The organism is Flavobacterium collinsii (assembly GCF_946903285.1).
Classification (GTDB): domain Bacteria; phylum Bacteroidota; class Bacteroidia; order Flavobacteriales; family Flavobacteriaceae; genus Flavobacterium; species Flavobacterium collinsii.
Genome location: NZ_OX336425.1, coordinates 1,122,982 through 1,147,552, shown reverse-complemented (window position 1 = coordinate 1,147,552; position 24,571 = coordinate 1,122,982). Strand labels below are relative to the sequence as shown.

Annotated in this window: 23 protein-coding genes; 21 read left to right on the top strand and 2 right to left on the bottom strand. The window is 34.3% G+C overall.

The window, feature by feature from the left end; all coding sequences use genetic code 11:
• The first annotated feature begins 68 nt into the window (after positions 1-68).
• The 18 genes from OGZ34_RS05140 to dusB all read left to right on the top strand — a co-directional run bounded on the left by OGZ34_RS05140 (position 69) and on the right by dusB (position 19,637).
• A complete protein-coding gene (locus OGZ34_RS05140; RefSeq protein ID WP_263362337.1) occupies positions 69-1,214 on the top strand; it encodes a beta-ketoacyl-[acyl-carrier-protein] synthase family protein in 1,146 nt (381 codons plus the stop codon).
• Positions 1,215-1,309: 95 nt separating this feature from the next.
• Entirely contained in the window at positions 1,310-1,924 is a 615-nt protein-coding gene (locus OGZ34_RS05135) for a 3-oxoacyl-ACP synthase (RefSeq protein WP_263362336.1), read from the top strand.
• Between the two features lie 2 nt (positions 1,925-1,926).
• Positions 1,927-2,184, top strand: coding sequence for a phosphopantetheine-binding protein (locus OGZ34_RS05130; protein WP_017496902.1), 258 nt, complete (start codon positions 1,927-1,929; stop codon positions 2,182-2,184).
• Positions 2,185-2,286: 102 nt separating this feature from the next.
• Positions 2,287-3,489: a beta-ketoacyl-[acyl-carrier-protein] synthase family protein gene (locus tag OGZ34_RS05125; RefSeq protein WP_263362335.1), complete on the top strand. Its 1,203-nt coding sequence runs from the start codon at positions 2,287-2,289 to the stop codon at positions 3,487-3,489.
• Positions 3,480-4,547 carry a beta-ketoacyl synthase N-terminal-like domain-containing protein gene (locus tag OGZ34_RS05120; RefSeq protein WP_263362334.1) on the top strand — a complete coding sequence of 356 codons (1,068 nt, stop codon included), beginning with the start codon at positions 3,480-3,482 and terminating at the stop codon, positions 4,545-4,547. Before OGZ34_RS05125 ends, OGZ34_RS05120 begins: the two co-directional genes overlap by 10 nt.
• Complete coding sequence (locus OGZ34_RS05115) at positions 4,544-5,320, top strand: polysaccharide deacetylase family protein (protein WP_263362333.1); 777 nt, start codon at positions 4,544-4,546, stop codon at positions 5,318-5,320. Before OGZ34_RS05120 ends, OGZ34_RS05115 begins: the two co-directional genes overlap by 4 nt.
• Positions 5,321-5,438: 118 nt before the next feature.
• Complete coding sequence (locus tag OGZ34_RS05110) at positions 5,439-6,065, top strand: outer membrane lipoprotein carrier protein LolA (protein ID WP_263362332.1); 627 nt, start codon at positions 5,439-5,441, stop codon at positions 6,063-6,065.
• A complete protein-coding gene (locus OGZ34_RS05105) occupies positions 6,031-6,666 on the top strand; it encodes a hypothetical protein (RefSeq protein WP_263362331.1) in 636 nt (211 codons plus the stop codon). The genes OGZ34_RS05110 and OGZ34_RS05105 overlap by 35 nt, the downstream gene beginning before the upstream one ends.
• Positions 6,667-6,703: 37 nt before the next feature.
• Entirely contained in the window at positions 6,704-7,333 is a 630-nt protein-coding gene (locus OGZ34_RS05100; protein ID WP_263362330.1) for a porin family protein, read from the top strand.
• 8 nt (positions 7,334-7,341) lie between these two features.
• Positions 7,342-7,956 (top strand): PorT family protein, encoded by a 615-nt coding sequence (locus OGZ34_RS05095; protein ID WP_263362329.1) that lies wholly within the window; start codon positions 7,342-7,344, stop codon positions 7,954-7,956.
• 6 nt (positions 7,957-7,962) lie between these two features.
• The gene (locus tag OGZ34_RS05090; RefSeq protein ID WP_263362328.1) at positions 7,963-8,334 is read left to right on the top strand and encodes a 3-hydroxyacyl-ACP dehydratase; all 372 of its coding nucleotides are present in this window, start codon (positions 7,963-7,965) and stop codon (positions 8,332-8,334) included.
• A 2-nt stretch (positions 8,335-8,336) separates the two neighbouring features.
• Positions 8,337-8,822, top strand: a complete 486-nt coding sequence (locus OGZ34_RS05085) for a hypothetical protein (protein ID WP_263362327.1) — start codon at positions 8,337-8,339, stop codon at positions 8,820-8,822.
• A gap of 19 nt (positions 8,823-8,841) precedes the next feature.
• Positions 8,842-10,029 (top strand): DUF2062 domain-containing protein, encoded by a 1,188-nt coding sequence (locus tag OGZ34_RS05080; protein ID WP_263362326.1) that lies wholly within the window; start codon positions 8,842-8,844, stop codon positions 10,027-10,029.
• A gap of 312 nt (positions 10,030-10,341) precedes the next feature.
• Entirely contained in the window at positions 10,342-14,028 is a 3,687-nt protein-coding gene (locus tag OGZ34_RS05075) for a 1-acyl-sn-glycerol-3-phosphate acyltransferase (protein ID WP_263362325.1), read from the top strand.
• Complete coding sequence (locus OGZ34_RS05070) at positions 14,025-15,542, top strand: phytoene desaturase family protein (protein ID WP_263362324.1); 1,518 nt, start codon at positions 14,025-14,027, stop codon at positions 15,540-15,542. The genes OGZ34_RS05075 and OGZ34_RS05070 overlap by 4 nt, the downstream gene beginning before the upstream one ends.
• A gap of 6 nt (positions 15,543-15,548) precedes the next feature.
• On the top strand, positions 15,549-17,216 hold the full coding sequence (locus OGZ34_RS05065) for a C45 family autoproteolytic acyltransferase/hydolase (RefSeq protein WP_263362323.1): 1,668 nt from the start codon (positions 15,549-15,551) through the stop codon (positions 17,214-17,216).
• Positions 17,213-18,499: a phenylacetate--CoA ligase family protein gene (locus OGZ34_RS05060; RefSeq protein WP_263362322.1), complete on the top strand. Its 1,287-nt coding sequence runs from the start codon at positions 17,213-17,215 to the stop codon at positions 18,497-18,499. The genes OGZ34_RS05065 and OGZ34_RS05060 overlap by 4 nt, the downstream gene beginning before the upstream one ends.
• A gap of 145 nt (positions 18,500-18,644) precedes the next feature.
• Complete coding sequence (gene dusB, locus OGZ34_RS05055) at positions 18,645-19,637, top strand: tRNA dihydrouridine synthase DusB (protein WP_173964709.1); 993 nt, start codon at positions 18,645-18,647, stop codon at positions 19,635-19,637.
• Between the two features lie 57 nt (positions 19,638-19,694).
• Here dusB and OGZ34_RS05050 read toward each other — a convergent pair whose 3' ends face one another.
• The gene (locus OGZ34_RS05050) at positions 19,695-20,711 is read right to left on the bottom strand and encodes a hypothetical protein (RefSeq protein WP_173964708.1); all 1,017 of its coding nucleotides are present in this window, start codon (positions 20,709-20,711) and stop codon (positions 19,695-19,697) included.
• Positions 20,712-21,832: 1,121 nt separating this feature from the next.
• Here OGZ34_RS05050 and OGZ34_RS05045 point away from each other — a divergent pair.
• The 3 genes from OGZ34_RS05045 (at position 21,833) to OGZ34_RS05035 (ending at position 24,029) form a co-directional block, all read left to right on the top strand.
• Positions 21,833-22,468 carry an ATP-binding cassette domain-containing protein gene (locus tag OGZ34_RS05045; protein WP_263362321.1) on the top strand — a complete coding sequence of 212 codons (636 nt, stop codon included), beginning with the start codon at positions 21,833-21,835 and terminating at the stop codon, positions 22,466-22,468.
• 137 nt (positions 22,469-22,605) lie between these two features.
• Positions 22,606-23,040, top strand: coding sequence for a helix-turn-helix domain-containing protein (locus OGZ34_RS05040; protein ID WP_263362320.1), 435 nt, complete (start codon positions 22,606-22,608; stop codon positions 23,038-23,040).
• Positions 23,041-23,054: 14 nt separating this feature from the next.
• A complete protein-coding gene (locus tag OGZ34_RS05035) occupies positions 23,055-24,029 on the top strand; it encodes an IS3 family transposase (RefSeq protein WP_263362319.1) in 975 nt (324 codons plus the stop codon).
• Here OGZ34_RS05035 and OGZ34_RS05030 read toward each other — a convergent pair.
• Positions 23,966-24,568 (bottom strand): N-acetylmuramoyl-L-alanine amidase family protein, encoded by a 603-nt coding sequence (locus OGZ34_RS05030; RefSeq protein WP_263362318.1) that lies wholly within the window; start codon positions 24,566-24,568, stop codon positions 23,966-23,968. The genes OGZ34_RS05035 and OGZ34_RS05030 overlap by 64 nt on opposite strands.
• Positions 24,569-24,571: the final 3 nt, after the last annotated feature.

Here is a 24,571-nt window from a genome sequence, read left to right as displayed (position 1 = left end):
ACTGTGTAAATCTGCTTAATCTGTTAAATCTGCGTGTCCTAAAAAATACGCCGGAATAAAATCATAAAATGTTGAAAGAAATATACATTACACAAACCAACTGCATCACACCATTAGGTTTTGATGTCAAATCAAATGTTGAAGCAATTCTTCGCGGTGATTCGGGCATTCAGCTAAATAATGACATTTCTTTGATGCCGGTTCCGTTTTATGGTTCGGTAATTCATGATGAAAAAATAAACAGTGCCTTTGCAAAAATCAGCACTGAAACAAAATACTCCCGCTTGGAGAAAATGATGATTCTGGCTTTAGAACCTATTATCAAAAATGCAGCGGTTCAATTAGATTCAAAAACGGCTTTTATACTTTCGACCACAAAAGGAAATGTAACCGCTTTAAAAGATAATTCAGAAGAAAGTTTTTTTAACGCACATTTAGATGTTCTGGCAAAAAATATTGCCACTTTTTTCGGATTTCAAACACAGCCCATTGTGGTTTCGAATGCTTGTGTATCCGGAATTTTAGCCATTTCTGTCGCCAAAAGAATGATTCAGTCTGAGTTGTACGACAACATTTTTGTTGTCGCTGGCGACGAAGTTTCAGAATTTGTTTTGTCCGGTTTTAATGCTTTTCAGGCCATGAGCGACTTGCCTTGCAAACCCTATTCTAAAAACAGAACCGGTGTAAGCTTGGGAGAAGCGACGGCAGCAGTGCTAGTTACTGCCGAAACTGCAAATGCCAAAATAAAAGTTATCGGAGACAGTTCGATAAACGATGCCAATCATATTTCGGGTCCTTCACGAACAGGTGAAGGTTTGTTCAGAAGTATTCAAAATGCTTTGAAAGAAGCCCAAATAGAAGTTGACAAAATCGATTATATTTCAGCACACGGAACCGCAACTCCGTTTAATGACGAAATGGAAGCAATTGCCCTAAACCGTTTAGGTCTACAAAATGTTCCAGTCAATAGTCTGAAGGGATTCTACGGTCATACCTTAGGCGCTTCCGGATTATTGGAAACCGTAATTGCTATTGAATCCGTAAATCAAAATATCCTTTTTGAATCAAAAGGTTTTGATGAAATTGGGGTTAGCGAATCTATAAATGTAATTGAGAAAAACGAAGAGGCAACGATTGATTTTTTCCTGAAAACAGCTTCCGGATTTGGCGGTTGTAATACAGCTGTGGTATTTGAAAAGATAAAAGAAGGATAAACACGAATTGCACTAATTTTCACAGATTAATTAGTGTAATTTAAACTCAAAAATCAATTCGTGCTAATTTGTGCAATTAGTGTTAAATTAAAAAAATGACTCAAAAAACTCACATACAATCCTATTGCACCATTGAAAACAACGAAATTGTTTTGAACGGAACTTCTGTTTTCAAAATTGAACCGACCAATTTTGCTGATTTCTCTAAACAGGCCTATCGCAATTTTGACATTCAATACCCGAAGTTTTTCAAGATGGATGCTTTGAGCAAACTGGCTTTTTTAGGAGCTGAACTGCTTTTGAGTCCCATAACTTCAACGAAACAGGAAAACAATATTGCCTTGGTTTTGGCCAATAAATCATCGAGTTTAGATACCGATGTTAAATACCAGGAATCTATCTCCGACAAAGAAAATTACTTTCCAAGTCCTGCGGTTTTTGTTTATACACTGCCAAATATTTGTCTGGGCGAAATAAGTATTCGCCATCAGCTGAAAAGTGAAAATTCTTTCTTTATATTTGATGCCTTTAACACTGAATTTATGTCCAATTATGCTACTATTCTTCTGAATACAAATAAAGCCGACGTGGTTCTTTGTGGCTGGGTAGAATTTTTCAACGACGATTACAAGGCTTTTCTTTGCACGATTAGCAAAGAAGAAAGCGCAAAATATAACAACGAAAATATCAATACATTATATAATAAATAATCATGGAAGCATTAAAAGAAGAATTAAAAAATAAAATCATTACAACTCTTAACCTTGAAGATATCGCAATCGAAGATATTGCAGATAACGACCCTTTGTTTGGAGATGGTTTAGGTTTAGACTCCATTGATGCGCTTGAATTGATCGTAATTTTAGATAAGGATTACGGAATTAAACTAGTTGATCCAAAAGAAGGAAAAACCATCTTTCAATCCATCGAAACTATGGCGGCGTACATTAGCGCAAACAGAACGAAATAGATTTCAGATTTTAGACTTCAGATTTTAGATTTCTTAAACAGAAATATTCGAAATCTGAATAATCGTTTAAAAAATCTAAAATCTAAAAATCTAAAATCTAAAATGACAAAAGGTGTTGCAATAACCGGAATGGGAATTATCTCCTCGATTGGAAATTCAGTCGAAGAAAACTACATTTCATTAATCGAAAATAAAGTTGCGGTAACGCGTATCGAAAACATTGAAACGGTTCACGCTGATATCATTAAAGTAGGAGAAATTAAGAAAACCAATGACGAATTGGTCAAAGAATTAGAACTTACTCCTGATAATAACTTTTCAAGAACCGCCATGATTGGCACTTTTGCAGCAAAACAGGCTATTAAAAATGCCGGAATTACTTCAATAAATGAATTCCGAACCGGACTTATTTCCGCAACAAGTGTGGGCGGAATGGATATGACTGAAAAGCATTATTACGATTATTTCAAACATCCGGAACTTGTGAAATACATTACTTGTCACGATGGCGGTGATGTAGCCGAAAAAATTGCAGAAGAGCTGGGTTTAAAAGGGATTGTTACCACTATAAGTACCGCCTGTTCATCGGCTGCAAACGCAATTATGCTGGGTGCAAGACTGATCAAATCCGGAAAACTGGACCGCGTAATTGTAGGCGGAACCGATGCTCTGGCTAAATTTACGATCAACGGATTCAAAACCCTAATGATCTTATCTGACGATTACAACAAACCTTTTGACAACAACCGAAAAGGACTAAATCTGGGTGAAGCAGCCGCTTTTCTGGTTTTAGAATCTGATGAAGTTGTAAAAAAGCAAAACAAAAAAGTACTGGCTCGTGTTTCGGGTTATGGTAATGCTAATGATGCTTTCCACCAGACGGCTTCTTCAGAAAATGGAGATGGCGCTTACCTTGCCATGAAAAAAGCCTTTGATATTTCTGGTTTAAAACCTAGTGATATCGACTATATCAACGTTCACGGAACAGCAACTCCAAACAATGATTTGTCTGAAGGAAGAGCTCTTCTTCGAATTTACGGAGATGAAAAAGTACCCGATTTTAGTTCGACAAAACCTTTTACGGGACATACTTTGGCCGCTGCGGCAGCCATCGAGGCCGTTTATAGCGTTTTGGCCATTCGGAATAGTGTAGTTTACCCAAATCTGAATTTCGAAACACCAATGGAAGAGTTTGATTTAAAACCGCAAACTTCTTTAAAAAATGCAACTATCGAACATGTTTTGTCCAACTCTTTCGGATTTGGAGGTAACTGTTCAACACTTATATTTTCAAAATGCAATTAAAAAAAACATATATAAATGGAATAGGTTGTATTTCGACTCAAAAAACATTTGATACTGTTTTTTTAGAAGAAGCCGTACACAATCATGACAAGAACGTCCTTGAAATTGTTCCTCCCGTTTACAAAGATTATATTTCTCCGGCCGCCATTAGAAGAATGGCAAAAGGAGTAAAAAACGGAATTGTGGCTTCGGCAATTGCCATGAAAGATGCACAAGTTGAGAATGTTAATGCCATTATTACCGGAACAGGCTTAGGATGTATCGAAGACTCCGAAAAATTCCTGAAAAATATCCTTGATAATAATGAGGAGTTCTTAACCCCAACATCCTTTATTCAATCGACCCATAATACGGTTGGTGCTCAAATTGCACTGTTACAAAAATGCAACGGTTACAATTTTACCTATGTAAACGGAGCTGTTTCTTTTGAATCGGCGCTTTTAGATGCTAAAATGCAAATTGAGGAAGAAGAAGCACAATCAGTTCTTGTGGGTGGAGTTGATGAAAATGGCGATTATACTACTGCCCTTTTTAAATTATCAGGACGTATCAAACAAGACAATCAGCAACCTTACAACCTTTTAGATGCTACTACAAGCGGTGCCGTTTATGGAGAAGGTGCCAGCTTTTTCGTTTTAGAAAATGAACGAAAAGAGACTACCTACGCAGAAGTGCTAGACATTGCGATCGTAAACACCTTGGAGGAGAATGAAGTTGAAACTGAAATTATCTCCTTTTTGAAATCCAATCAATTAGAAGTTTCAGCTATTGATGCTCTGATTTTAGGATTTGACGGTAATGTAGATTTTGAAAATTATTATAAAAATCTGGCAGAAAATGCTTTCGCCCAAACTCCTCAATTGTATTACAAACATTTGAGTGGTGAGTACGATACCGCATCGGCTTTTGCTTTATGGATGGCCTCTAAAATTTTAAAAACACAGGAAATCCCTGAGATCATAAAAGCGAATTCGGTTGAAAAACCGGCTTACAAAACCATTTTATTGTACAATCAGCTCAACGGAAAAAACCATAGTTTTACGTTACTTTCAAGATGATAACGCATAAAAACATTTCGTTATTCTTTCTCTTTTTATTGCTGCTATTGCTTTTTCTAAAGCTGTATATCGCAATTAACTGGGTATGGTTTATCGCAATTGTTTTAATTTGGTTAGGCATAAATGCTGTAGGCTCTTCTATAATTTCTTCTAATTATCATGTAAAAGCATACTGCAGTAATCCTTTGGAAACCGAAAAAAAAATTGCCATTACGTTCGATGACGGACCGGGCATTTTTACTTTAGAAGTTTTAGAATTATTGAAAAAATACAAGGTAAAAGCAACTTTCTTTTGCATAGGAAAAAACATCGAAGCTTATCCTGAAATCATGCGGCAAATTGTAGATGAAGGGCATTTGGTTGGCAATCATTCGTACAGTCATTCTCCTTTTTTTGATTTTTATAATGCTAAAAAAATCACTGGTGAAATTCAGAAAACGGATGCTCTTTTAGAAAAATACACCTCCAAAAAAATAAACTTCTTTCGTCCGCCCTATGGAGTTACAACGCCTTCGATCAGAAGAGCTTTAAAAATAAGCGGTCACAAAGTGATAGGATGGAATATTCGTTCGCTGGATGGCGGAACCAAAAATCAGTCTTTGATTTTCAACCGAATTATAAAACGTATTTCTCCAGGTGGAATTGTACTTTTGCACGACACAGGATCACACTCTGTTTTGGTACTGGAACAGTTTTTGCAATTTTTGCAGCAAAACAATTATAAAGTAATTTCAACCGAAGAACTTTTGAATCTTAAAGCTTATGAAAACTGAACGAGGATGAAACAGATTCGCTTACGCGAAAACGTGGATAAAAAACGGATTTTAACAATTTAATCTGTGAAAATCCTTTAATCTGTGGCAAAATAATATAGCGCAATTCGTAATAAATATGAAAACTAAAATAGCACTCTTAATTTTATTTATCTCAGGCAATTTGTTCGCTCAGGAACAAAAGATGTCTGATACTGAAGTTACCGCTTTCAAGCAGGATGTAAATGTAGTTTCCAAAAAAATCAAAACCCTGAGTACCGATTTTGTTCAATACAAACACTTGGACTTTTTATCGAAAGATATTGAAACTTCGGGAAAGATGATTTTTAAAGAGCCTTCATTGCTGCAATGGCAATACAAAAAACCATACAATTACAGCATTGTTTTTAAAAACGGAAAAATCCTGATTAACGACGAAGGGAAGAAAAGTGCCGTTGATATTGGCAACAGCAAAATCTTTGGCAGAATCAACAAATTAATTGTCGGAAGTGTAAGCGGCAATATGTTTGACGATAAGGAATTTGCGATTTCCTATTTCAAATCAAAAGGACAGAATATAGCGAAGTTTGTTCCTAAAGATGCCACCTTAAAAAAATACATCAAACAAATTGAATTGACTTTCGACAAAGAAGAAGCAACTGTGGTTCAGGTTAAATTATTAGAATCCTCTGAAGATTATACCCGAATTGTACTTAAAAATAAAGTGATCAATGCAAAAATCGACGATTCCGTTTTTAATAATTAATTGCTTCCTTGCGATTGTTTTAGTTTCTTGTAGCTCCGTCACAAAAAACTATACTCCTAAAAAACTAGATCAAACGTCTTACCTGGTTCCTTATTTCGCAGATTCAAAAACCGATTATGTGTATAAAACCAACATTACAGTTTACGGTCATGAAATGTCGGGAATCTTCATCGCCAAAAAGATCAATGACACTACACATCGTATTGTTTTTACTACCGAATTTGGCAACAAATTACTAGACTTTGAAATTTCTGAGACGGACTTTAAAGTCAATTCAATTGTATCCGAACTGGACCGAAAAATCCTGATTCATACACTAAAAGAAGATTTCCGTTTGTTACTAAAAAAGGATTATCTGATTCAGCAACAATTTGAAAACGAATCCGCCGACATTTATAAATCGCCGGATGGAAAGCGTGACAACTATCTTTTTATCTCCAAAAAAGATCACAAATTAGAAAAGGTCGTTCAGTCTTCTAAAACAAAAGAAAAATTTACACTGACATTTAGTTCAGAAAACGATATTTTTGCCGAGAAGATTTTGATTAATCATCAGAATATTAAGTTGAAAATTGAATTAAATTACTTTAAATCAGAATAAAAATTTAAACTAAACCTAAACTTAAATCAAGACCAAAATGAGAAAAATAACCGTAATTGCCTTTGTTTTATTTATTGGAATTATAACGTCAAATGCCCAAGTAAAGGTTAGTCCGGGATTTCGCGGAGGTTTAAATATATCAGATTTAAGTAATATGCCGGAAAATAGCAGTTCAAAATCTGATTTTTATGTTGGTGCATTAATGGCTATAAAATTCAATAAATATTTTACGTTGCAACCGGAATTAAATTATTCGAGACAGGGTGCTGATATTCGTCTGTCTTATTTAGATTTTGACAACAATACTTCCCGTCGCAGAAGTCAGAAAGTCGAAATAAATTATCTTACACTTGGAGCTGTGGCTAAATTTCATTTTAAAGGAAAAGGTTTCCACGTATTAGCCGGCCCATCTATAGATTTTAAAACCAATGATAATTTTGACAAATTTGGTGAGAACCCTGTTGATGTTGACTTTGCTATTGTTGGCGGAGTTGGATATACCCTGCCAAACGGATTAACTTTCGAAGCACGCTTAAAACAAGGATTAGTTGATATTTATGGATATGACAGATATGATTATAATAATGAAAACAGACATTATTACGATGACATTACTTTAAATCAGGTTTTCCAGATAGGTATTAGTTACACTTTCAAAGTAAAATAAATTAAATCATGAACAAAAGAAATTTAGTAATTATCGTATTGGCCTTGTTTACCCTAACAAGTGTACAGGCACAAGTAACATTCAAACCGGGTTTAAGAGCCGGAGCTTCTTTTTCTACATTCTCCAATACCCGTTCAGACTATAGAACTGATTTTTATATAGGAGGTTTTGGTGAAATTAAATTAACTAAAATTTACACTTTACAACCCGAAATCACGTATAGTAAGCAAGGAGCGAGTAATGTTAAAACTTATATCAATTATAATAATGGCAATGATGTTGTTCAAACTAAAAATTTAGAAATCGACTATCTTTCTATTGCTATGGTTAATAAGTTTACTTTAAAAAATGGCTTTCAGTTTCAGGTTGGTCCAACTTTAGACTTTAGATTACGAGACAACTTACTTTATGAAAAAACAGATTTTGACCTGGCTTTTATCATGGGAGTTGGTTATAGATTACCTTCCGGATTGACTTTTGAGGCGCGTTTCAAAAAAGGAATTGTGGATGTTCTTGATAGTGATTATTACGGCAGCAACGGTAACAATAATGATTATTGGTTTAGAGATTATAATACAAATGTTAGTTTTCAAATAGGTGTTTCTTATCCTTTTGGCAAATAAAAAAATATGGTTTTAAAAGATTTTTACACAGTTCTTTCCGAAGAAAAAACAGGAGATTCTAAATATACAATTGCGATTTTGGTCAATGAAAAACATGAAGTTTTCAAAGGTCATTTTCCGGGGAATCCAATTATGCCGGGAGTTTGCATGATCCAGATTATTAAAGAGCTTACAGAGTCAATTACCAAAAGTACTTTGATGATCCAGACGCTTTCAAATGTAAAATTTATGGCATTAATCAATCCCGAAATAAATCCTGAATTGCGTTTAGAACTAGATATCGTTACAACAGAAGAAAATTTGGTTAAGGTGAAAAACACCACTTATTTTAACGACACTGTTGCCCTGAAACTGAGCAATGTGTACAAAAAGATATAACTATGAAACTATTACTGTCATTGCTTTTATGGGTTAATTTTGTCGGTACTCCGGATTTGACCAGCATTAGAAAAATGTATTCTGACGTCACAAAGTCAGAATCGAATGCTAAAGAATTTTCACAAAAACTTGCCGGTGTTTCTAACAACGATGATAAAATTCTGGTAGCCTACAAAGCCGCATCTATTTTGTTGGATTCAAAATATGAAGATCGGTTAAAAAATAAAATGGCCCGTTTTAAAGAAGGTGCCAAATTATTGGAAGCCACTATAAAAAACGATCCGAATAATATTGAAATCCGAATGATTCGACTGAGTATTCAGGAGAACGTTCCCGGAATTACCGGTTATAAAAAAAACATTAAAGAAGACAAAAAATACCTCACGGACCACTACGCTGAGCAAAATGCCACTTTAAAAGAATACCTAAAAGACTTTATTTTACAATCAAAGAGTTTCTCCGAAAAAGAGAGACAATTTGTAAAGTAAACTAAGGAAAAAAATCCCCATGAAACCTACTTTATCACAGCAGGAATTGTTAAGTTCGACTCACTTTTGTGTTATTGTTCCAACGTACAATAATCATAAAACGCTGAGAAGAGTGCTGGATTCTATTTTAGATTTCACTTCAAATATCATTATTGTTAATGATGGCTCGACGGATGAAACTTCTGAAATCCTGAAACACTATTCGCAATTCACCCAGATTCATCATCCTAAAAATCTGGGAAAAGGAAGGGCTTTAAGAAATGGTTTCCGAAAAGCAATCGAGTTGAATTTTGAGTATGCCATTACAATTGATTCAGACGGGCAGCATTTTGCTTCAGATATTCCTAATTTTATTGCTGAGATTCAAAACGAACCCAATTCGTTATTGATAGGAAGCCGCAATATGACACAGGAAAACGTGCCTAAGAAAAGTAGTTTTGGAAATAAATTTTCTAATTTCTGGTTTAAATTTGAAACCGGAATTAAACTTGGCGATACCCAATCAGGTTACAGACTCTATCCTTTGCGACTCATTCCAAAACAATTTTATACCAATAAATTTGAGTTCGAAATTGAAGTAATCGTTCGCTCTGCCTGGAAAGGTGTTGTCGTTAAAAACATTCCGATTCAGATTTTGTACGATCCCGCTGAACGTGTTTCACACTTTCGTCCGTTTAAAGACTTTACACGAATCAGCATCTTAAATACCGTTTTGGTCATTTGGGCATTGCTGTACATCAAACCCAGAGACTTTTTTAGAAAAGCAAAAAAAAAAGGTTTTAAAAAATTCTTTTTGGAAGATATTTTAGAAAGTAGTGATTCCAATTTCAAAAAATCGGCAGCAATTGCTTTGGGCATTTTTATCGGAATTTCTCCTTTTTGGGGGTTCCAAACCATCCTACTTTTAACTTTTGCTACTTTATTTAAGCTTAACAAAGTGATTGCTTTTTTAGCTTCAAATGTGAGTTTTCCGCCTTTCATTCCTTTTGTTATTTACGGATCTTTAAAAATGGGAAGTTACTTTGTTTCAAACGATGTTATGCAAACTGCAAATGGTTCGGTTACACTTGATGATATTCAAAAAAATGCTACACAATATATCGTGGGAAGTCTTATTTTAGCATCCGTTTTAGCGCTCACAGTTGGTTTTATAAGTTATTTACTTTTAACCGCTTTTAGCACTAAAAACAAAACAAAGATTACATAACGTCTTGCCACAGATTGAAAAGGTTTTCATTGTTTTTTTGCCACGAATTTCACAAATTTTCACGAATTAATTTTTAATAAATTGCGGAAACGTAACGAAAAAATGCCACAGATTAAAAGGATTAAATTGATTTTCAATCTATGTCAAGTTACCACTACTTGAACGAAAGTGAACTAGTAAAGCAATTTCACAAGTTTGTACAAATTAATTCGCGAAAATTTGTGAAATTCGTGGCAAACTGGTAACAGCATTTATAATCCTTTTAATCTGTGGCGAAAAAAAGCTATAGCCCAAAAATAATATTAAATACTTATGCATCACTATTTCTACGCCATTCATTTATTTGTAAACCGACGAAAAACTTTATCGGTTGCTTTGGCCATTTTGATGCTCTTCGCTTTTGGTTTTTTTGCCTCTCAAATTAAATTTGAAGAGGACATCACCAAACTGATTCCGACCAACGATAAAGCCGATGCCACGGCAAAAGTGCTCAAGCAGCTTAATTTTGCCGATAAAATTACCGTTATTTTCAAACTCGATAAAAACGGAACCGAAGAAGATTTAAAAGAAATGGCAACTGCTTTTTCAGACAGTGTTGCCCAATCCTGCAAACCTTATGTAACCGGTATTCAGGGGAAAATTGATGAAGAAAATATTCAGGAGACCATTGATTTTGTCTACAACAATCTGCCTCTTTTTCTGGAAAAAAAAGATTATGAAGTCCTCCAAAATAAACTTCAAAAAGACAGTATTGCGGCGACAGTTCAGGGCAATTATAAGTCAATTATCTCTCCGTCCGGATTTATTACAAAAGATTTTATTCTACAAGATCCGCTGGGCATTTCGTTTATCGCTTTAAAAAAATTACAACAATTAAATATTGGCGACGATTTTACACTTGACAATGGTTTTGTCATGACCAAAGACAAAAAGAAACTCCTTCTTTTTATCACCTCAAATCTTCCTTCGAGTGAAACCGAACAGAATACCATTTTTGCCGAAAAACTAAAATCCATTCAGGATAACCTGAATCAAAAATTTAAAACCAAAACTTCAATCCGTTATTTTGGCTCGGCGCTTATTGCCGTGGCAAATGCTGATCAAATCAAAAGCGATATCATTCTGACCACTTCGATCGCAATGTTTACCTTGATGTTGATTTTGATTTTATTCTATCGAAAAGTACTTATTCCTTTAATTATTTTTCTTCCTACACTTTTTGGAGCCTTGTTTGCCGTAGCCTTTTTGTATTTTGTGAAAGAACATATTTCGGCCATTTCACTCGGAATTGGTTCTATTTTGTTGGGAATCACCATTGATTATTCGATTCATATCCTTACACATTACAAACACAACAGCGATGTAAAAACACTGTACAAAGACATTACCATGCCGGTAATTATGAGCAGTTCAACCACGGCCGTTGCTTTCTTATGTCTGCTTTTTGTGAAATCCGATGCGCTGAATGATTTAGGGATTTTCGCTGCCGTTATTGTAATGGCTTCTGCATTTTTCTCTCTTTTAATTGTTCCTCATCTTTACAAACCAAAAGAAAACAATTTTGAACACAAGAAAAATGTGATCGATAAACTCGCTCATTTTTCCTTTCACAACAACAAATTTCTAATCGGTTTTTGTGTTTTAATTACCATTGTTTGTTGTTTTACGTATAAAAATGTAGGATTCAATAACGATTTATCGCAATTGAATTTTATTCCGAAGGAAATAAAAGCTGCTGAAAAAGATCTGGAAGAAAGTACAAATCTTACCTCAAAAACCATTTATGTGGCCTCCTACGGAAATAGTATCGAAGAGGTTTTGCAAAACAACTCAGCCCTGTTTACCGATTTATCAAAAGAGAAACAAAATGGCAAAATATTGAATTTTAGTTCTGTTGGAGGCATCATGCTTTCTCAACAGGAACAACAACAGAAAATCGACCAGTGGAATTCGTTTTGGGACGCCAACAAAAAACAGCTTCTACAAAACGGCCTAATTGCCGAAGGTTTAAAACTTGGATTTAAACCCACAACCTATACTGCCTTTTTTGATCATTTAAACTTTGACTTCAAACCCATTTCGGCACAAGAATACCTGAAAATACAACCTCTACAACTAAAAGAGTTTGTAACCGAAAAAAACGGTTTCTTCACGATTTCTACTCTGGTAAAAGTAAGTCCGGAGCAAAGAGACACTTTTGTAAAATTGGCCACAGCTAAAAAAAACCTGATTGCGATTGATCGCCAGCAAATGAACGAAACGTTTTTCAGTACTTTAAAAACCGATTTTAACTCCCTGGTAAATTATTCATTTGTAGCGGTAATTCTGATTCTTTTTTTCTTTTTCCGAAGACTCGAATTGGTTATCGTAAGCTGTATTCCGATTGCTTTAACCGGAATTGTTACTGCCGGAATAATGGGCATTTTTGGCATTCAGATGAATATCTTCAGCATGATTGTTTGTACACTGATCTTTGGTCACGGTGTTGATTTCAGTATTTTTATGACCAGTGCACTTCAAAAAGAATATACGACGGGAAAAAATGAAATTGCCATTTACCGAACTTCTATAATTCTTGCCGTCATTACCACTATTTTAGGAATTGGTGCCATGATTTTTGCACAACATCCTGCTTTGAGATCTATCTCATCTGTATCTTTAATCGGAGTTTTTGCGGCACTTATTATTACGTTTATTTTCTACCCGATTCTTTTTAAAATATTCATTTCAAACCGTTCCAAAAAAGGAAACCCTCCATTTGTCCTGCGTACTTTTGTTCACGGTGTAATTTCCTTTTTCTACTACGGTCTGGGCGGAATTGTGATGTCGCTTTTTAGCATCACCATTATGCCGATTCTTCCGATAAAAGAGAAAACAAAAATGAAGGCATTCCGTTACGTGATCTCAAAATTCATGAAATCGGTATTGTATTCCAATCCGTTTCTTCGTAAAAAGGTCATTAATAAATTTGGTGAAACCTTTGAAAAACCGGCCATTATCATTGCCAACCATTCTTCATTTATTGACATTCTGGCGATGGGAATGCTTAGCCCTAAAATTATCTTTTTGGTAAGTGACTGGGTGTACAACTCTCCTATTTTTGGCGGTACTGTTCGAAAAGCAGGTTTTTATCCGGTTTCGGAAGGAATCGAAGGCGGAGTTGAACATTTGCGTCAAAAAATAAACGAAGGTTATTCGCTCATGATTTTTCCTGAAGGAACACGTTCAGAGAGCAATCTGGTCAAGCGTTTTCACAAAGGTGCATTTTATCTCGCAGAAGAATTTAATCTGGATATTATTCCTGTAGTTATTCATGGCGCTTCAGAAGCAATTCCAAAAGGTGATTTTGTCATCCATAACAGCCAACTTACGGTTTCAATTTTAGAAAGAATTGCTCCTAATGATCTTTCTTTTGGAAAAAATTATGCCGAGAGAACCAAACAAATGAGTGCTTTTTTCAAAGAAGAATACCGTAAAATTCGTCAGCAGTTAGAAGGCCCTGAATATTTCAAAAAAATGGTTCTGCACAGTTACGATTACAAGGAAATTGAAATTATCAAAAACGTCAAAAGCGATTTAAAAAAGAATCTGGAAACCTACTACAGTTTAAACAAGTATCTTTCGGCGAATGCCAAAATATTGCATTTATCTAATGATTATGGGCAGTTGGATGTGTTGCTAACTTTGCAGGAACCACAACGAAAAATAACTTCCTTTAACAATGATGAAGAAAAACGGGCGGTTTCAAAGACCAACTATTTTTTAAAGAAAAGAAAAATAATTTATCCGGATCAATTAGAAGCTGTACTTGAAAATCAATATGATGTTCTTTTGATTTCTGACGAAAATTATAGCGATGATCCTGAAAAAATCATTTCAAAATTTTCTTCCATAATTTTAATATATTGCCTGCATTATAAAACAAAATTAATGGCCTCCGGTTATGAAATTGTCTCAGAAGAAAAAGGCATTACGATAGTAAAGAAAAAATTAGCATGAAAGAGCAATACGATGTTGTAATTGTTGGCAGCGGACTTGGCGGATTGGTCTCTTCGATTATTCTAGCCAAAGAAGGTTATAGCGTTTGTGTGCTCGAAAAAAACAATCAATACGGTGGAAATCTCCAGACTTTTGTGCGCGACAGAACCATTTTTGATACCGGAATTCACTATATCGGAGGTTTAGGTGAAGGGCAAAATCTCTACAAATATTTTAAGTATTTGGGAATTATGGACCATCTAAATCTTAAAAAATTAGACGATGATGGTTTTGATATTATTTCTTTTGAAGACGATCAAAATGAATATCCTCATGCACAGGGTTATGCCAATTTTACGGCTCAACTCCTACAATTTTTTCCCGAGGAAAAAACCAATATTGAGGAATACTGTAAAAGAATAAAAGCAATTTGCGAATCTTTTCCGCTCTACAATTTAGAATGGGAAGGTAAATACGACAATGAAATTTTAGGCTTAAATGCCAAACAAACGATTGAAGAATGCACCCAAAATGAAAAGCTAAAAGCAGTTCTCGCCGGTTCTAACTTTTTGTATGCCGGAATTGCCGATAAATCACCATTTTATGTTCATGCTCTTTCTGTAAATTCTTATATACAAAGTTCATGGCGATGCATTAACGGCGGAAGTCAGATTACAAAACAACTTTTAAAACAGCTCAAAAAATACGGTGGCGAATTTTACAAATACAAAGAAGTTACCCGTTTTAATGTCGAAGACAAAAAAGTAACTTCGGTAGACATGAAAGACGGAACCCGTGTTTCCGGCTCGTATTTTATTTCCAACATTGAACCCAAAACGACCTTGAAAATGACTGGTGAAGAACACTTCCGAAAATCATTTTACAGTAGAATCCAAAGTCTTGAAGGTGTCATTTCGGCTTTTAGTCTGTATATTGTTTTTAAACCGGAAACTTTTAAATACATCAATCACAACCATTATCATTTTAAGAAAAGCAGCGAAGTCTGGACCTCTCATGATTATGATGATGCTTCCTGGCCAAAAGCTTTTATGGCTTCCATGAATGTCTCAAAAAAGCAGGAAGAATGGGCCGAAGGAATGACTTTTATTACTTATATGAAATACGATGATGTACTTCCGTGGAGCGATACTTTTAATACTACCATTGAAGAAAATGACCGCGGAGAAAGTTATGAAGAATTTAAATCCAGAAAGGCAGCGAAATTTTTAGAAGAGATCGAACTGAAATTTCCGGGTATCAAAGACTGTATTCAATCGGTTCATACCTCGACACCTCTTTCCTATAGGGATTATATTGGAGGTGACAGCGGTAATATGTACGGATATGTTAAAGATTCCAATAATCCGATGAAAACGCTAATTCCGTCAAAAACCAAACTGAATAATTTATATCTTACAGGCCAAAGTATTAACATGCACGGTGTTTTGGGAGTCACCATTGGCGCTGTGGTAACCTGCTCTGAAATTGTTGGAAAAGAATATTTAGTAACCAAAATCAATCAGGCTTCTGAATAAAAAGCTATGAAAAACCGAATTATACTCTTTTTCATTATCGGTTTTTTAACGATGTTAGCATCTTGCGGAACATCAAAATCCATGCGTCACCAACCTGATCTTACTCATTATAACGCAACAAAACCTCACGTAAACAAAATATCAGACAGCGTGTTTGTTTCCGGAAAAAATTCGCTTTTAAAAAACAAACAAGGCCTCTGGGAATTGTATGCCGAAGGTGATCCTCTGGAAATAGGACTCAATACTGGTGCTTTGTCAGATTCTCTTTTAAAAAAGCAGGAGCATATTTTCTTCTCTAAAATACAGGATATTGTTCCTTCAAAATTTCAGCAAAAACTCCTTCGCCATTTTCTCAAATGGTACAATCGAAAACTATATTCAAATGTTCCTGACGAATATCAAACCGAGATTTTTGGCGTTTCACAATATACCTCACGGACTTTTGATAATATAGCACCGCAGTACCAACGCAGTTTATACCTGCATGCCGCACACGATATTGGTCATGCTTTGCAGGATCTGGCTTTGGTAGGCTGTTCTTCTTTTGCTGCCTGGGGAGAGAAGTCGGAAGACGGAAACTTAATCCTGGGACGCAACTTTGATTTTTATGTTAATGATGCTTTCGCAGAAAACAAAATCGTAGCGTTTATCAATCCAAAAGAAGGTCACAAATTTATGATGATTACCTGGCCTGGAATGATTGGTGCCGTTTCCGGAATGAATGAAAAGGGACTAACCGTTACCATTAATGCCGGAAAGTCTAAAATTCCGCTGATCGCCAAAACACCCATTTCGATTCTTACTCGTGAAATATTACAACATGCCAAAAATATAAGCGAAGCAATTATCATTGCCCAAAAAAGAGCCGTTTTTGTATCAGAATCCATAATGGTGGGAAGTGCAGAGGATAACAGAGCCGTTTTAATTGAAGTCACACCTAAAAAAATGGACGTTTACGACATTCCAAACAGCGATCAATTGCTCTGCTCCAATCATTTTCAGGGAGAGGACTTAAAAAACGAGAAACGTAACCAATTCCAGATTGCCAATAGTCATTCCGAATATCGTCTCGAGAAAATGAAAGAACTATTTTCTGAAATTCCAAAAATCAACCCTAAAATTGCCTCTGAAATTCTTCGAAATAAAGAGGGTTTAAACAATATTAGTCTGGGTTATGGCAATGAAAAAGCATTGAACCAGTTGATGGCTCATCACGGTGTTATCTTTAAACCTGCAACAAAAGAGGTTTGGGTATCCGCCAATCCATACCAATTGGGCGAATTTGTCTGCTATAATCTGGATAGCGTTTTTAAAGAAAGAAAAACAGATTCAATTGTTTCGTTTCAGCAAATAAATTTAGACATTCCGAAAGATCCTTTTTTAGAAACCGTTTCCTATAAAAATTATAGGAAATTTAGAACTGAAGATCACAAGATCGATTTGTATCTGAAAAACAAAGAAACGATAAACCCCGAGCTTATCCGCAATTACCAATCGCTAAACCCTGATTATTGGGTTGTGTATTACAAAGCAGGGTTGTACTTTTATCAAAAAAAAGAGTACCGGCTTTCTCAGTCCAATTTTGAAAAAGCTTTAACCAAAGAAATTACAACTGTTCCTGACAAAACAGCGATTGAAAAATATTTAAAAAAAATCAAAAGAAAATTACAATGATTCCATTAATAGAAAAAAATTCTTTAGAAGAAATTAAAATTTTTCAAGAGCAAAAATTAGCGGAACTATTACACTATATCAGTCAAAATTCTCCTTTTTACAAACGTCTTTTTACCGGACAAAATGTTGATCTATCGAAGATTAAAACACTTGAAGATTTACAGCATTTACCCGTAACAACAAAAGAGGATTTACAAGAATACAACGATGATTTTTTATGTGTACCGCAGCATCAAATTATTGATTATGCCTCTACCTCCGGAACTTTAGGCGACCCTGTTACTTTTGGTTTAACCGATTCTGATCTCGATCGTCTGGCTTATAACGAAGCCATTTCGTTTGCCTGTGCCGGAATTGCCGAAGGTGATGTCGTACAACTGATGACTACAATTGACCGAAAGTTTATGGCCGGACTGGCTTATTTTCTGGGATTGCGAAAACTAAAAGTAGGGGTCATTCGGGTTGGTGCTGGAATTCCGGAACTGCAATGGGATTCTATTTTAAAATACAAACCGTCTTACCTGATTACTGTTCCTTCCTTTTTACTAAAGTTAATTGAATATGCCGAAGCACACGGAATTGACTACAACAACTCCAGTATAAAAGGAGCAATTTGTATTGGAGAATCTTTGCGAAATCAGGATTTTTCCATGAATACTTTGTCTAACAAAATCACTGAAAAATGGAATATTAAGTTGTTCTCGACTTATGCTTCCACAGAAATGAGTACTGCTTTTACTGAATGTGAACACGGCGTTGGTGGTCATCACCATCCCGAACTGATCATTGTTGAAGTCTTAGATGAAAATAATATTCCTGTAAAAGAAGGTGAAATTGGCGAATTGACTTTTACCACCTTAGGTATTGAAGCCATGCCTTTACTGCGTTTCAAAACCGGAGACATTGTACAACTCCACAACGGCCCTTGTGCCTGCGGAAGAAATACGTTGCGTGTTGGTCCTGTCGTTGGCCGTAAAAAACAAATGATCAAATACAAGGGCACAACACTTTACCCGCCAGCGATGAATGATGTTTTGAGTGGTTTTGATAATATCGAGAACCATATTATCGAAATCTCTACCAACGATTTAGGAACCGATGAAATCCTGATAAAAATAGCTGTAAAAAATCAAAGTCCGGAATTTTTACAGGAAATAAAAGATCACTTCAGAGCCAAATTAAGAGTAACACCAAAGATTGAGTTCGCCGCAAAAGAAGCTTTGAATCCCTTAGTTTTTAATCCGATGAGCCGAAAACCTATTCGTTTTTTTGATTACCGTTGAGAAGGCTCAAAGGAACAAAGGTTCAGAGGGACAAAGGTTGTCTAAAAAACTAAAAAAACCTTTGAACCTTTGCCACTCTGAACCTTTGAACCTCAATTTGGTACAAATTGAACTAAATGTTGTAATTTTGCAAAAAATATTGAAGATGGTCAAGATTGGCAACATAGAATTACCCGAATTTCCTTTATTACTCGCACCGATGGAAGATGTGAGCGATCCGCCGTTTCGCAGATTGTGTAAAACGCATGGCGCTGACTTAATGTATTCTGAATTTATTTCATCGGAAGGATTAATTCGTGATGCTATCAAAAGTCGAATGAAGCTGGATATTTTTGATTACGAACGTCCGGTTGGAATTCAGATTTTTGGGGGTGATGAAGAAGCAATGGCGCTTTCGTCTAAAATTGTTTCTACTGTTAAACCGGATTTGGTTGATATTAACTTTGGATGTCCGGTAAAAAAAGTAGTTTGTAAAGGTGCAGGAGCTGGAGTTTTGAAAGATGTAGATTTGATGATCCGTTTAACAAAAGCGGTTATCAGAAGTACTGATTTGCCTGTGACTGTGAAAACACGTTTGGGCTGGGATGAAAGCTCTATCAACATTGATGAAGTTGCCGAAAGACTTCAGGATATTGGTGTTCAGGCTTTAACAATTCACGCCAGAACCCGTGCACAGATGTACAAAGGCCACGCCGATTGGTCGCACATTGCACGTGTAAAAAACAACCCGAGAATCACCATGCCTATTTTTGGAAATGGAGACATCGACAGCCCTGAAAAAGCCCTAAAATATAAAAATGAATACGGTATCGACGGAATCATGATTGGTCGTGCCGCGATTGGTTATCCATGGATTTTTAACGAAATAAAACACTATTTTAATACCGGTGAGCACTTACCTGCTCCAACCGTTATTGATCGCGTTGAAGCCGCCAGAAACCATTTAATGTGGTCAATGGAATGGAAAGGTGAGCGTTTGGGAATTGTAGAAATGCGCCGTCATTATACCAATTATTTCAAAGGAATCCATTCGTTTAAAGAATACAAACAAAAACTGGTTACCACAGACGAACCTGAAAATCTTTTCGCCATTATGAAAGAAATCGAACAGGTTTATGCCGGGTATGAGTTCGTTTAAATACTTATAAATTAATCTTTGTCAAAGTTTAAAACTTTGACAAAGATTATTACTTTTTTATTTCCTTACTTTTTCTAGCTGTTCCAGTCTTTTTTCAATATCAGAGAACCTTTTGTTTTCTTTTTGAAGCTCATTAATTTTTGTATTCTGCTCAATCGTATAAAGAGTTAACTCTTCTATTTTTTGTAAAAGTTTTATATTCATTTCCGATAAATTAATACCATTATTTTGCATTTCTATAGCTGAAGCAATTTGAGGTAAATGTTTGTTTTCTTTAATATAATTATCCACAAATTCTAACGATGGTAAATTATAGTCTTTCTCAAAAACAAAATCAGCACCGGCATCTACACTAACTCTAACTTCTCTTGAATTAATATCACCTGCTACAGTTAATTTTGAAGTTGGTCTCTGAGTTCCTATACCGACATTACCATTTTCAGCAATTCTAACTTTTTCAGTTAAATCGCCATTATTATCTGCTTTTGTCCAAAAGGTCAAATATCCCATATATGTTCCTCCAGCTCTGGGCATTCCAATTCTTGCTATCTCTACAGATTCCTGTTTGGCACTTATTCTACCTACATCAACAAACGACAAATCATTTCTTTTGCTTTTTAGGGAAACTACAGCCGGTGTTGTATCTGAGTTATAAATTTCGAGTTTTTCACTCGGATTTGGAGTTCCTATTCCAACATTTCCAGTAATTGTTTGATCTCCTATAAAATTATTTTTCCCCCTGGTTGCTAATTCATGCCACTTTGGATTGACTGCAGTTGCATCTCCGGCTGCTAACTTCCTGAAATATAATTTATCATTTTCAGATATAATTGAAGCTATCTGTAATTGATAGTTATTGTTAAGGTTTGGGTGTCTGACTACAAATAAATGTTGCCAATCATTTTCAGGTAATGTTCCTGTTGGATTCAGTGCGCAATAAGTTCCTGAAAGAAGAGGTACTGTAAAATCCCCAACTCCAGTTGCTAATCCATTTCCTATTTGCTGAGATTGCATGGTAAAAGCAAACAGACCAACTCCAATTGTAATCTTGATTTTTTTAAACTGAGTTTCCATTATTTTATATTTAAGTACTCTGATCTTTTTTTAAATTCAAAAGTACAATTTTATCCATATTTTCATAATCTGTTATTATTTATACTAAACAAAAAAGTTATCGAGAAGAAAATGATTTTGTTGCTGTTTTTAATAACCTTTTAAAATTGAGGATTATGGCGTAAGAATTAGTTAATTTTGAAAACCATGGTTTAGTTGAGTTAAATACAATATACATCTCAGAAATTGAAAACAATCTTACATTATTTGTTCCTTGTCCGTTTTAGAAAATTAGTTTCTAAAGATGATAACTTAGCTATTTTTTTAATAATATTATTTCACTTTGTCGTTGCATTTTTATTTTATAAGAACTATAATTCCTTAAATAAATATATTTTTATTCCTTTTCTTGAAATTGTAATATATCATATCCAGAGATCTGACATCGAGCTTTTAAGATTTAAAAAAAACTACAAAACAATACTTTTTATAGAATATTTAATTTGCTTCTTTCCTTTTTATTTAGTTTTAATCTTTAAAAAAGAGCTCGCGTTTATTATGGGTATTCTATTGTTCCAGATCTTTTTAATAAACCTCCCAAAGATAAATCTAAAGGTAATTTCATATCCTTTTCATGCTTTTAATATATTCTTCCATGTTACTTTTAGAAAATTTAAACTTATTTATACCATTCCATTATCCATTGCTTTAACTTTTATATCGATAAAATACAATAATGAAAATCTTATTTTTTTTGTGTTTCTTATTCTGATCGTAATCTCCTCTGTTTCTTCTTTTGAACGGGAAAGGGTAGAAGAAATAAAGCGCAATCCTTTTGATTCTGAAAGATATTTACTTTATCAATTTAAAAATTCACTTATTAATACCTTTTATATAATATGTCCCGTTATTATAATTGTTTGTTGTTTTTTACAATGGGATAAATTGCTATTTGTTCCTATTATTTTTATTGTACCATTAATAAATATTGTATTAAAATATAATTACTTTAGTAATGATTATCTCCATCAAATTGTATTTACTGCCTTTATCACTTTAACTATTTTACTTTACGGTCTTCCTTTACTATTAATTCCTTTCCTGTATAGAAAAGCAATTAAAAACATTAATAAACTAAAAATATGCTAGAAATTAATATTTCCCAAAAAAAGTATTCTGACAAAACCATATTAGAGAATGTTAATGTTAGTATTAAAGAAAATGGAATTTATGGTGTGATTGGTAAAAATGGTCATGGTAAAACTACATTCTTTAAATGCATTTTGGATTTAACTACATATAACGGGAATTGTTCTATTAATGGCAACAGCGTTCTTTTACAAGATACAGGATGGGTTCCTACAGAACCTCCTGTATATGACGAACTCACCGCCAAAGAGTTTTATAACTTTTATACTCATTTGTTAGATCTCAAAGAAGTAGCTATCAAGCCTATATTTGAAGTTTCTGAAAATCAACTTATAAAAGAGTTCTCTACCGGAATGAAGAAAAAAGTGTATTTAAATGCAGTTTTTCAAAAAGAATATAGTTTCTATATACTGGACGAACCGTTTAACGGGCTTGATCTGGAATCTAATTTTTTACTTATGAATTATATTAGACAGCTTTCTAAAACAAGCATCGTTTTTATTTCGTCACATATTTTAGAAATTCTTTACAAAGATTGTCGTAAAATCTTTTTGGTAAAAAACATGAAGATCGAAGAATTTGAAAAAAATCAATTTGAAAAAATTGAAGAAACCTTACTTTTTAAATAGATCCAAAACAATAGATATTGAGGAGACTGAAACTTTAACAAAGATCCGGATAAAAAAAAAGACCTTCAAATTTGAAGGTCTTTCTTTATTTAATAAAATGTCTAGTCCTGAAATAGCGATACACAAAAAGTGTCATTATGGAAGTACCTCAAGAAATACGCTATGTAAAGCGTACACAAAAAGACTACTCTATGTCTTTTAAATTACAAGTTGTTCAGGAAATAGAACGCGGAGAACTCACAGCAACGGAGGCTACAAAGCAGTACGGCATCCAATGCAAAAGCACAGTTGTTCAATGGCTTAGGAAATTTGGTAACTTTGATTGGGAAAACCAAACCTCTATGAAAATGGCAAAAACACCTGAACAAAAGATTATGGAGCTTGAAGCTCAAGTCAAACTTTTAGAGAAACAAAAGGCACTCTTGGAAAGACAGGCTTTTGTTGCAGACAAGAAAGCAATCTTATTTGATATGATGATTGATTTAGCGGAAAAAGAATGTCATATTGATATCCGAAAAAACTCTGTGCCCGAACAATCACCCATTTCAAAGAAAGAGAACAACAAACAATAGGATTTACCTGTTATTTGTTCGGGATAGACAGACAGGTTTATTATCGAAAAATTAAAAGAACAACAATTAAACAAAATAAAGCTAAAGAAGTTGTTTTAATGGTTAATGATCTTAGGCAATTAATGCCTAGAATAGGTGCTAGAAAGCTCTATTATCTTTTATTGGATCAACTCCATTTGATGAAGATTGGAAGAGATAAATTCTTTGATATACTTAGAGCTAATCATTTATTGGTACAACCTAAACGCAGTTACCATATAACCACAAATTCACATCACCGGTTTAGAAAACACAAAAATCGAATTTTAGATTTAGAAATAAATCGCCCTGAACAAGTTTGGGTATCCGATATTACTTATATCGGAAAAAGAGAGAATCCGTGTTATCTAAGCTTGATCACAGATGCTTATTCAAAAAAGATAATGGGGTATTATGTTGCTGAGAATCTCAATACTCAAAGTAGTTTAAGAGCTCTTAAAATGGCTCTTAAGCAAAGAACGCATAATACATTAACTCTAATCCATCATTCAGATAGAGGTTTGCAATATTGTGCACATGAGTATCAAAAAGAACTTATGAAAAATAAAGTATTATGCAGCATGACCCAAAATTCAGATCCTTATGAAAATGCGATAGCAGAAAGAATTAATGGAATTTTAAAACAAGAATTTATGATCGATAAGTATCATCAAAAAAGAAAAATTACAAACTTAATAATAAAGGAATCTATCAATATTTATAATAATCTCAGACCTCACTATTCTAATTACATGTTAACACCAAATCAAATGCATTCTCAAAATCAAATTCAAATGAGAAGATATAAAAACAAAAAACAGTTGCAAGAGGGTTCTTGCAACTGTTTAATTAATTATTTTTATGTAATAATCTGTATCGCTTTTTTAGGACGAGACAAAAACTGTTTTTACTTTACTGCTTCTAATATTTTATCTGCAATTTCGGCTTGCCCTTTTTCAGTAGTCATATAATTTCTGTCATTTACATTTGACAAGTATCCCAAATCTAAACTAACTGACGGGCAATTCGCATTTTTCAAAATATAAAAAGGAGCTTCTTTAACTATTCCTTCTGAAAAGTAATTAGCGGCTACTTTTTCAAGTAAATTTTCCGCGTATGCTTTAGATTGATCGTGAAATTTTGCATTTGAAGAAATGTAGGCTTCTATCCCATTCTTACTAAAATTTGGTGAAGAAGCTAGGTGCAGCGAAATCACTAAACTTGGATTTATGTTATTGATCATTGAAACTCTTTCTTTTAATTCCATGTCATGATCTCCTTCGCGCAATAAAACAATCTCCAGGTTCTCATTGTTATTCTGAGCTTTAATTTTTCTCGCAATTTTCTCTACAATACTCTTCTCCTGAACGTCATTTAAGGTTGCTCCAAAATCATTTCCTCCATGACCGGCATCGATTACGATAGTCTTTTTGTCAACAGGTTTAAAAGCAAAAATAATACCTAATCCTAAAATTCCTAAAAAGGTTAAAACCTTAATTTGATTTCTCATAAT

Bases quoted from the DNA above. Each gene is read 5' to 3' on its own strand.
- OGZ34_RS05140 (WP_263362337.1), top strand. From the start codon at position 69: ATGTTGAAAGAAATATACATTACACAAACCAACTGCATCACACCATTA.
- OGZ34_RS05135 (WP_263362336.1), top strand. From the start codon at position 1,310: ATGACTCAAAAAACTCACATACAATCCTATTGCACCATTGAAAACAAC.
- OGZ34_RS05130 (WP_017496902.1), top strand. From the start codon at position 1,927: ATGGAAGCATTAAAAGAAGAATTAAAAAATAAAATCATTACAACTCTT.
- OGZ34_RS05125 (WP_263362335.1), top strand. From the start codon at position 2,287: ATGACAAAAGGTGTTGCAATAACCGGAATGGGAATTATCTCCTCGATT.
- OGZ34_RS05120 (WP_263362334.1), top strand. From the start codon at position 3,480: ATGCAATTAAAAAAAACATATATAAATGGAATAGGTTGTATTTCGACT.
- OGZ34_RS05115 (WP_263362333.1), top strand. From the start codon at position 4,544: ATGATAACGCATAAAAACATTTCGTTATTCTTTCTCTTTTTATTGCTG.
- OGZ34_RS05110 (WP_263362332.1), top strand. From the start codon at position 5,439: ATGAAAACTAAAATAGCACTCTTAATTTTATTTATCTCAGGCAATTTG.
- OGZ34_RS05105 (WP_263362331.1), top strand. From the start codon at position 6,031: ATGCAAAAATCGACGATTCCGTTTTTAATAATTAATTGCTTCCTTGCG.
- OGZ34_RS05100 (WP_263362330.1), top strand. From the start codon at position 6,704: ATGAGAAAAATAACCGTAATTGCCTTTGTTTTATTTATTGGAATTATA.
- OGZ34_RS05095 (WP_263362329.1), top strand. From the start codon at position 7,342: ATGAACAAAAGAAATTTAGTAATTATCGTATTGGCCTTGTTTACCCTA.
- OGZ34_RS05090 (WP_263362328.1), top strand. From the start codon at position 7,963: ATGGTTTTAAAAGATTTTTACACAGTTCTTTCCGAAGAAAAAACAGGA.
- OGZ34_RS05085 (WP_263362327.1), top strand. From the start codon at position 8,337: ATGAAACTATTACTGTCATTGCTTTTATGGGTTAATTTTGTCGGTACT.
- OGZ34_RS05080 (WP_263362326.1), top strand. From the start codon at position 8,842: ATGAAACCTACTTTATCACAGCAGGAATTGTTAAGTTCGACTCACTTT.
- OGZ34_RS05075 (WP_263362325.1), top strand. From the start codon at position 10,342: ATGCATCACTATTTCTACGCCATTCATTTATTTGTAAACCGACGAAAA.
- OGZ34_RS05070 (WP_263362324.1), top strand. From the start codon at position 14,025: ATGAAAGAGCAATACGATGTTGTAATTGTTGGCAGCGGACTTGGCGGA.
- OGZ34_RS05065 (WP_263362323.1), top strand. From the start codon at position 15,549: ATGAAAAACCGAATTATACTCTTTTTCATTATCGGTTTTTTAACGATG.
- OGZ34_RS05060 (WP_263362322.1), top strand. From the start codon at position 17,213: ATGATTCCATTAATAGAAAAAAATTCTTTAGAAGAAATTAAAATTTTT.
- dusB (WP_173964709.1), top strand. From the start codon at position 18,645: ATGGTCAAGATTGGCAACATAGAATTACCCGAATTTCCTTTATTACTC.
- OGZ34_RS05050 (WP_173964708.1), bottom strand. From the start codon at position 20,711: ATGGAAACTCAGTTTAAAAAAATCAAGATTACAATTGGAGTTGGTCTG.
- OGZ34_RS05045 (WP_263362321.1), top strand. From the start codon at position 21,833: ATGCTAGAAATTAATATTTCCCAAAAAAAGTATTCTGACAAAACCATA.
- OGZ34_RS05040 (WP_263362320.1), top strand. From the start codon at position 22,606: ATGGAAGTACCTCAAGAAATACGCTATGTAAAGCGTACACAAAAAGAC.
- OGZ34_RS05030 (WP_263362318.1), bottom strand. From the start codon at position 24,568: ATGAGAAATCAAATTAAGGTTTTAACCTTTTTAGGAATTTTAGGATTA.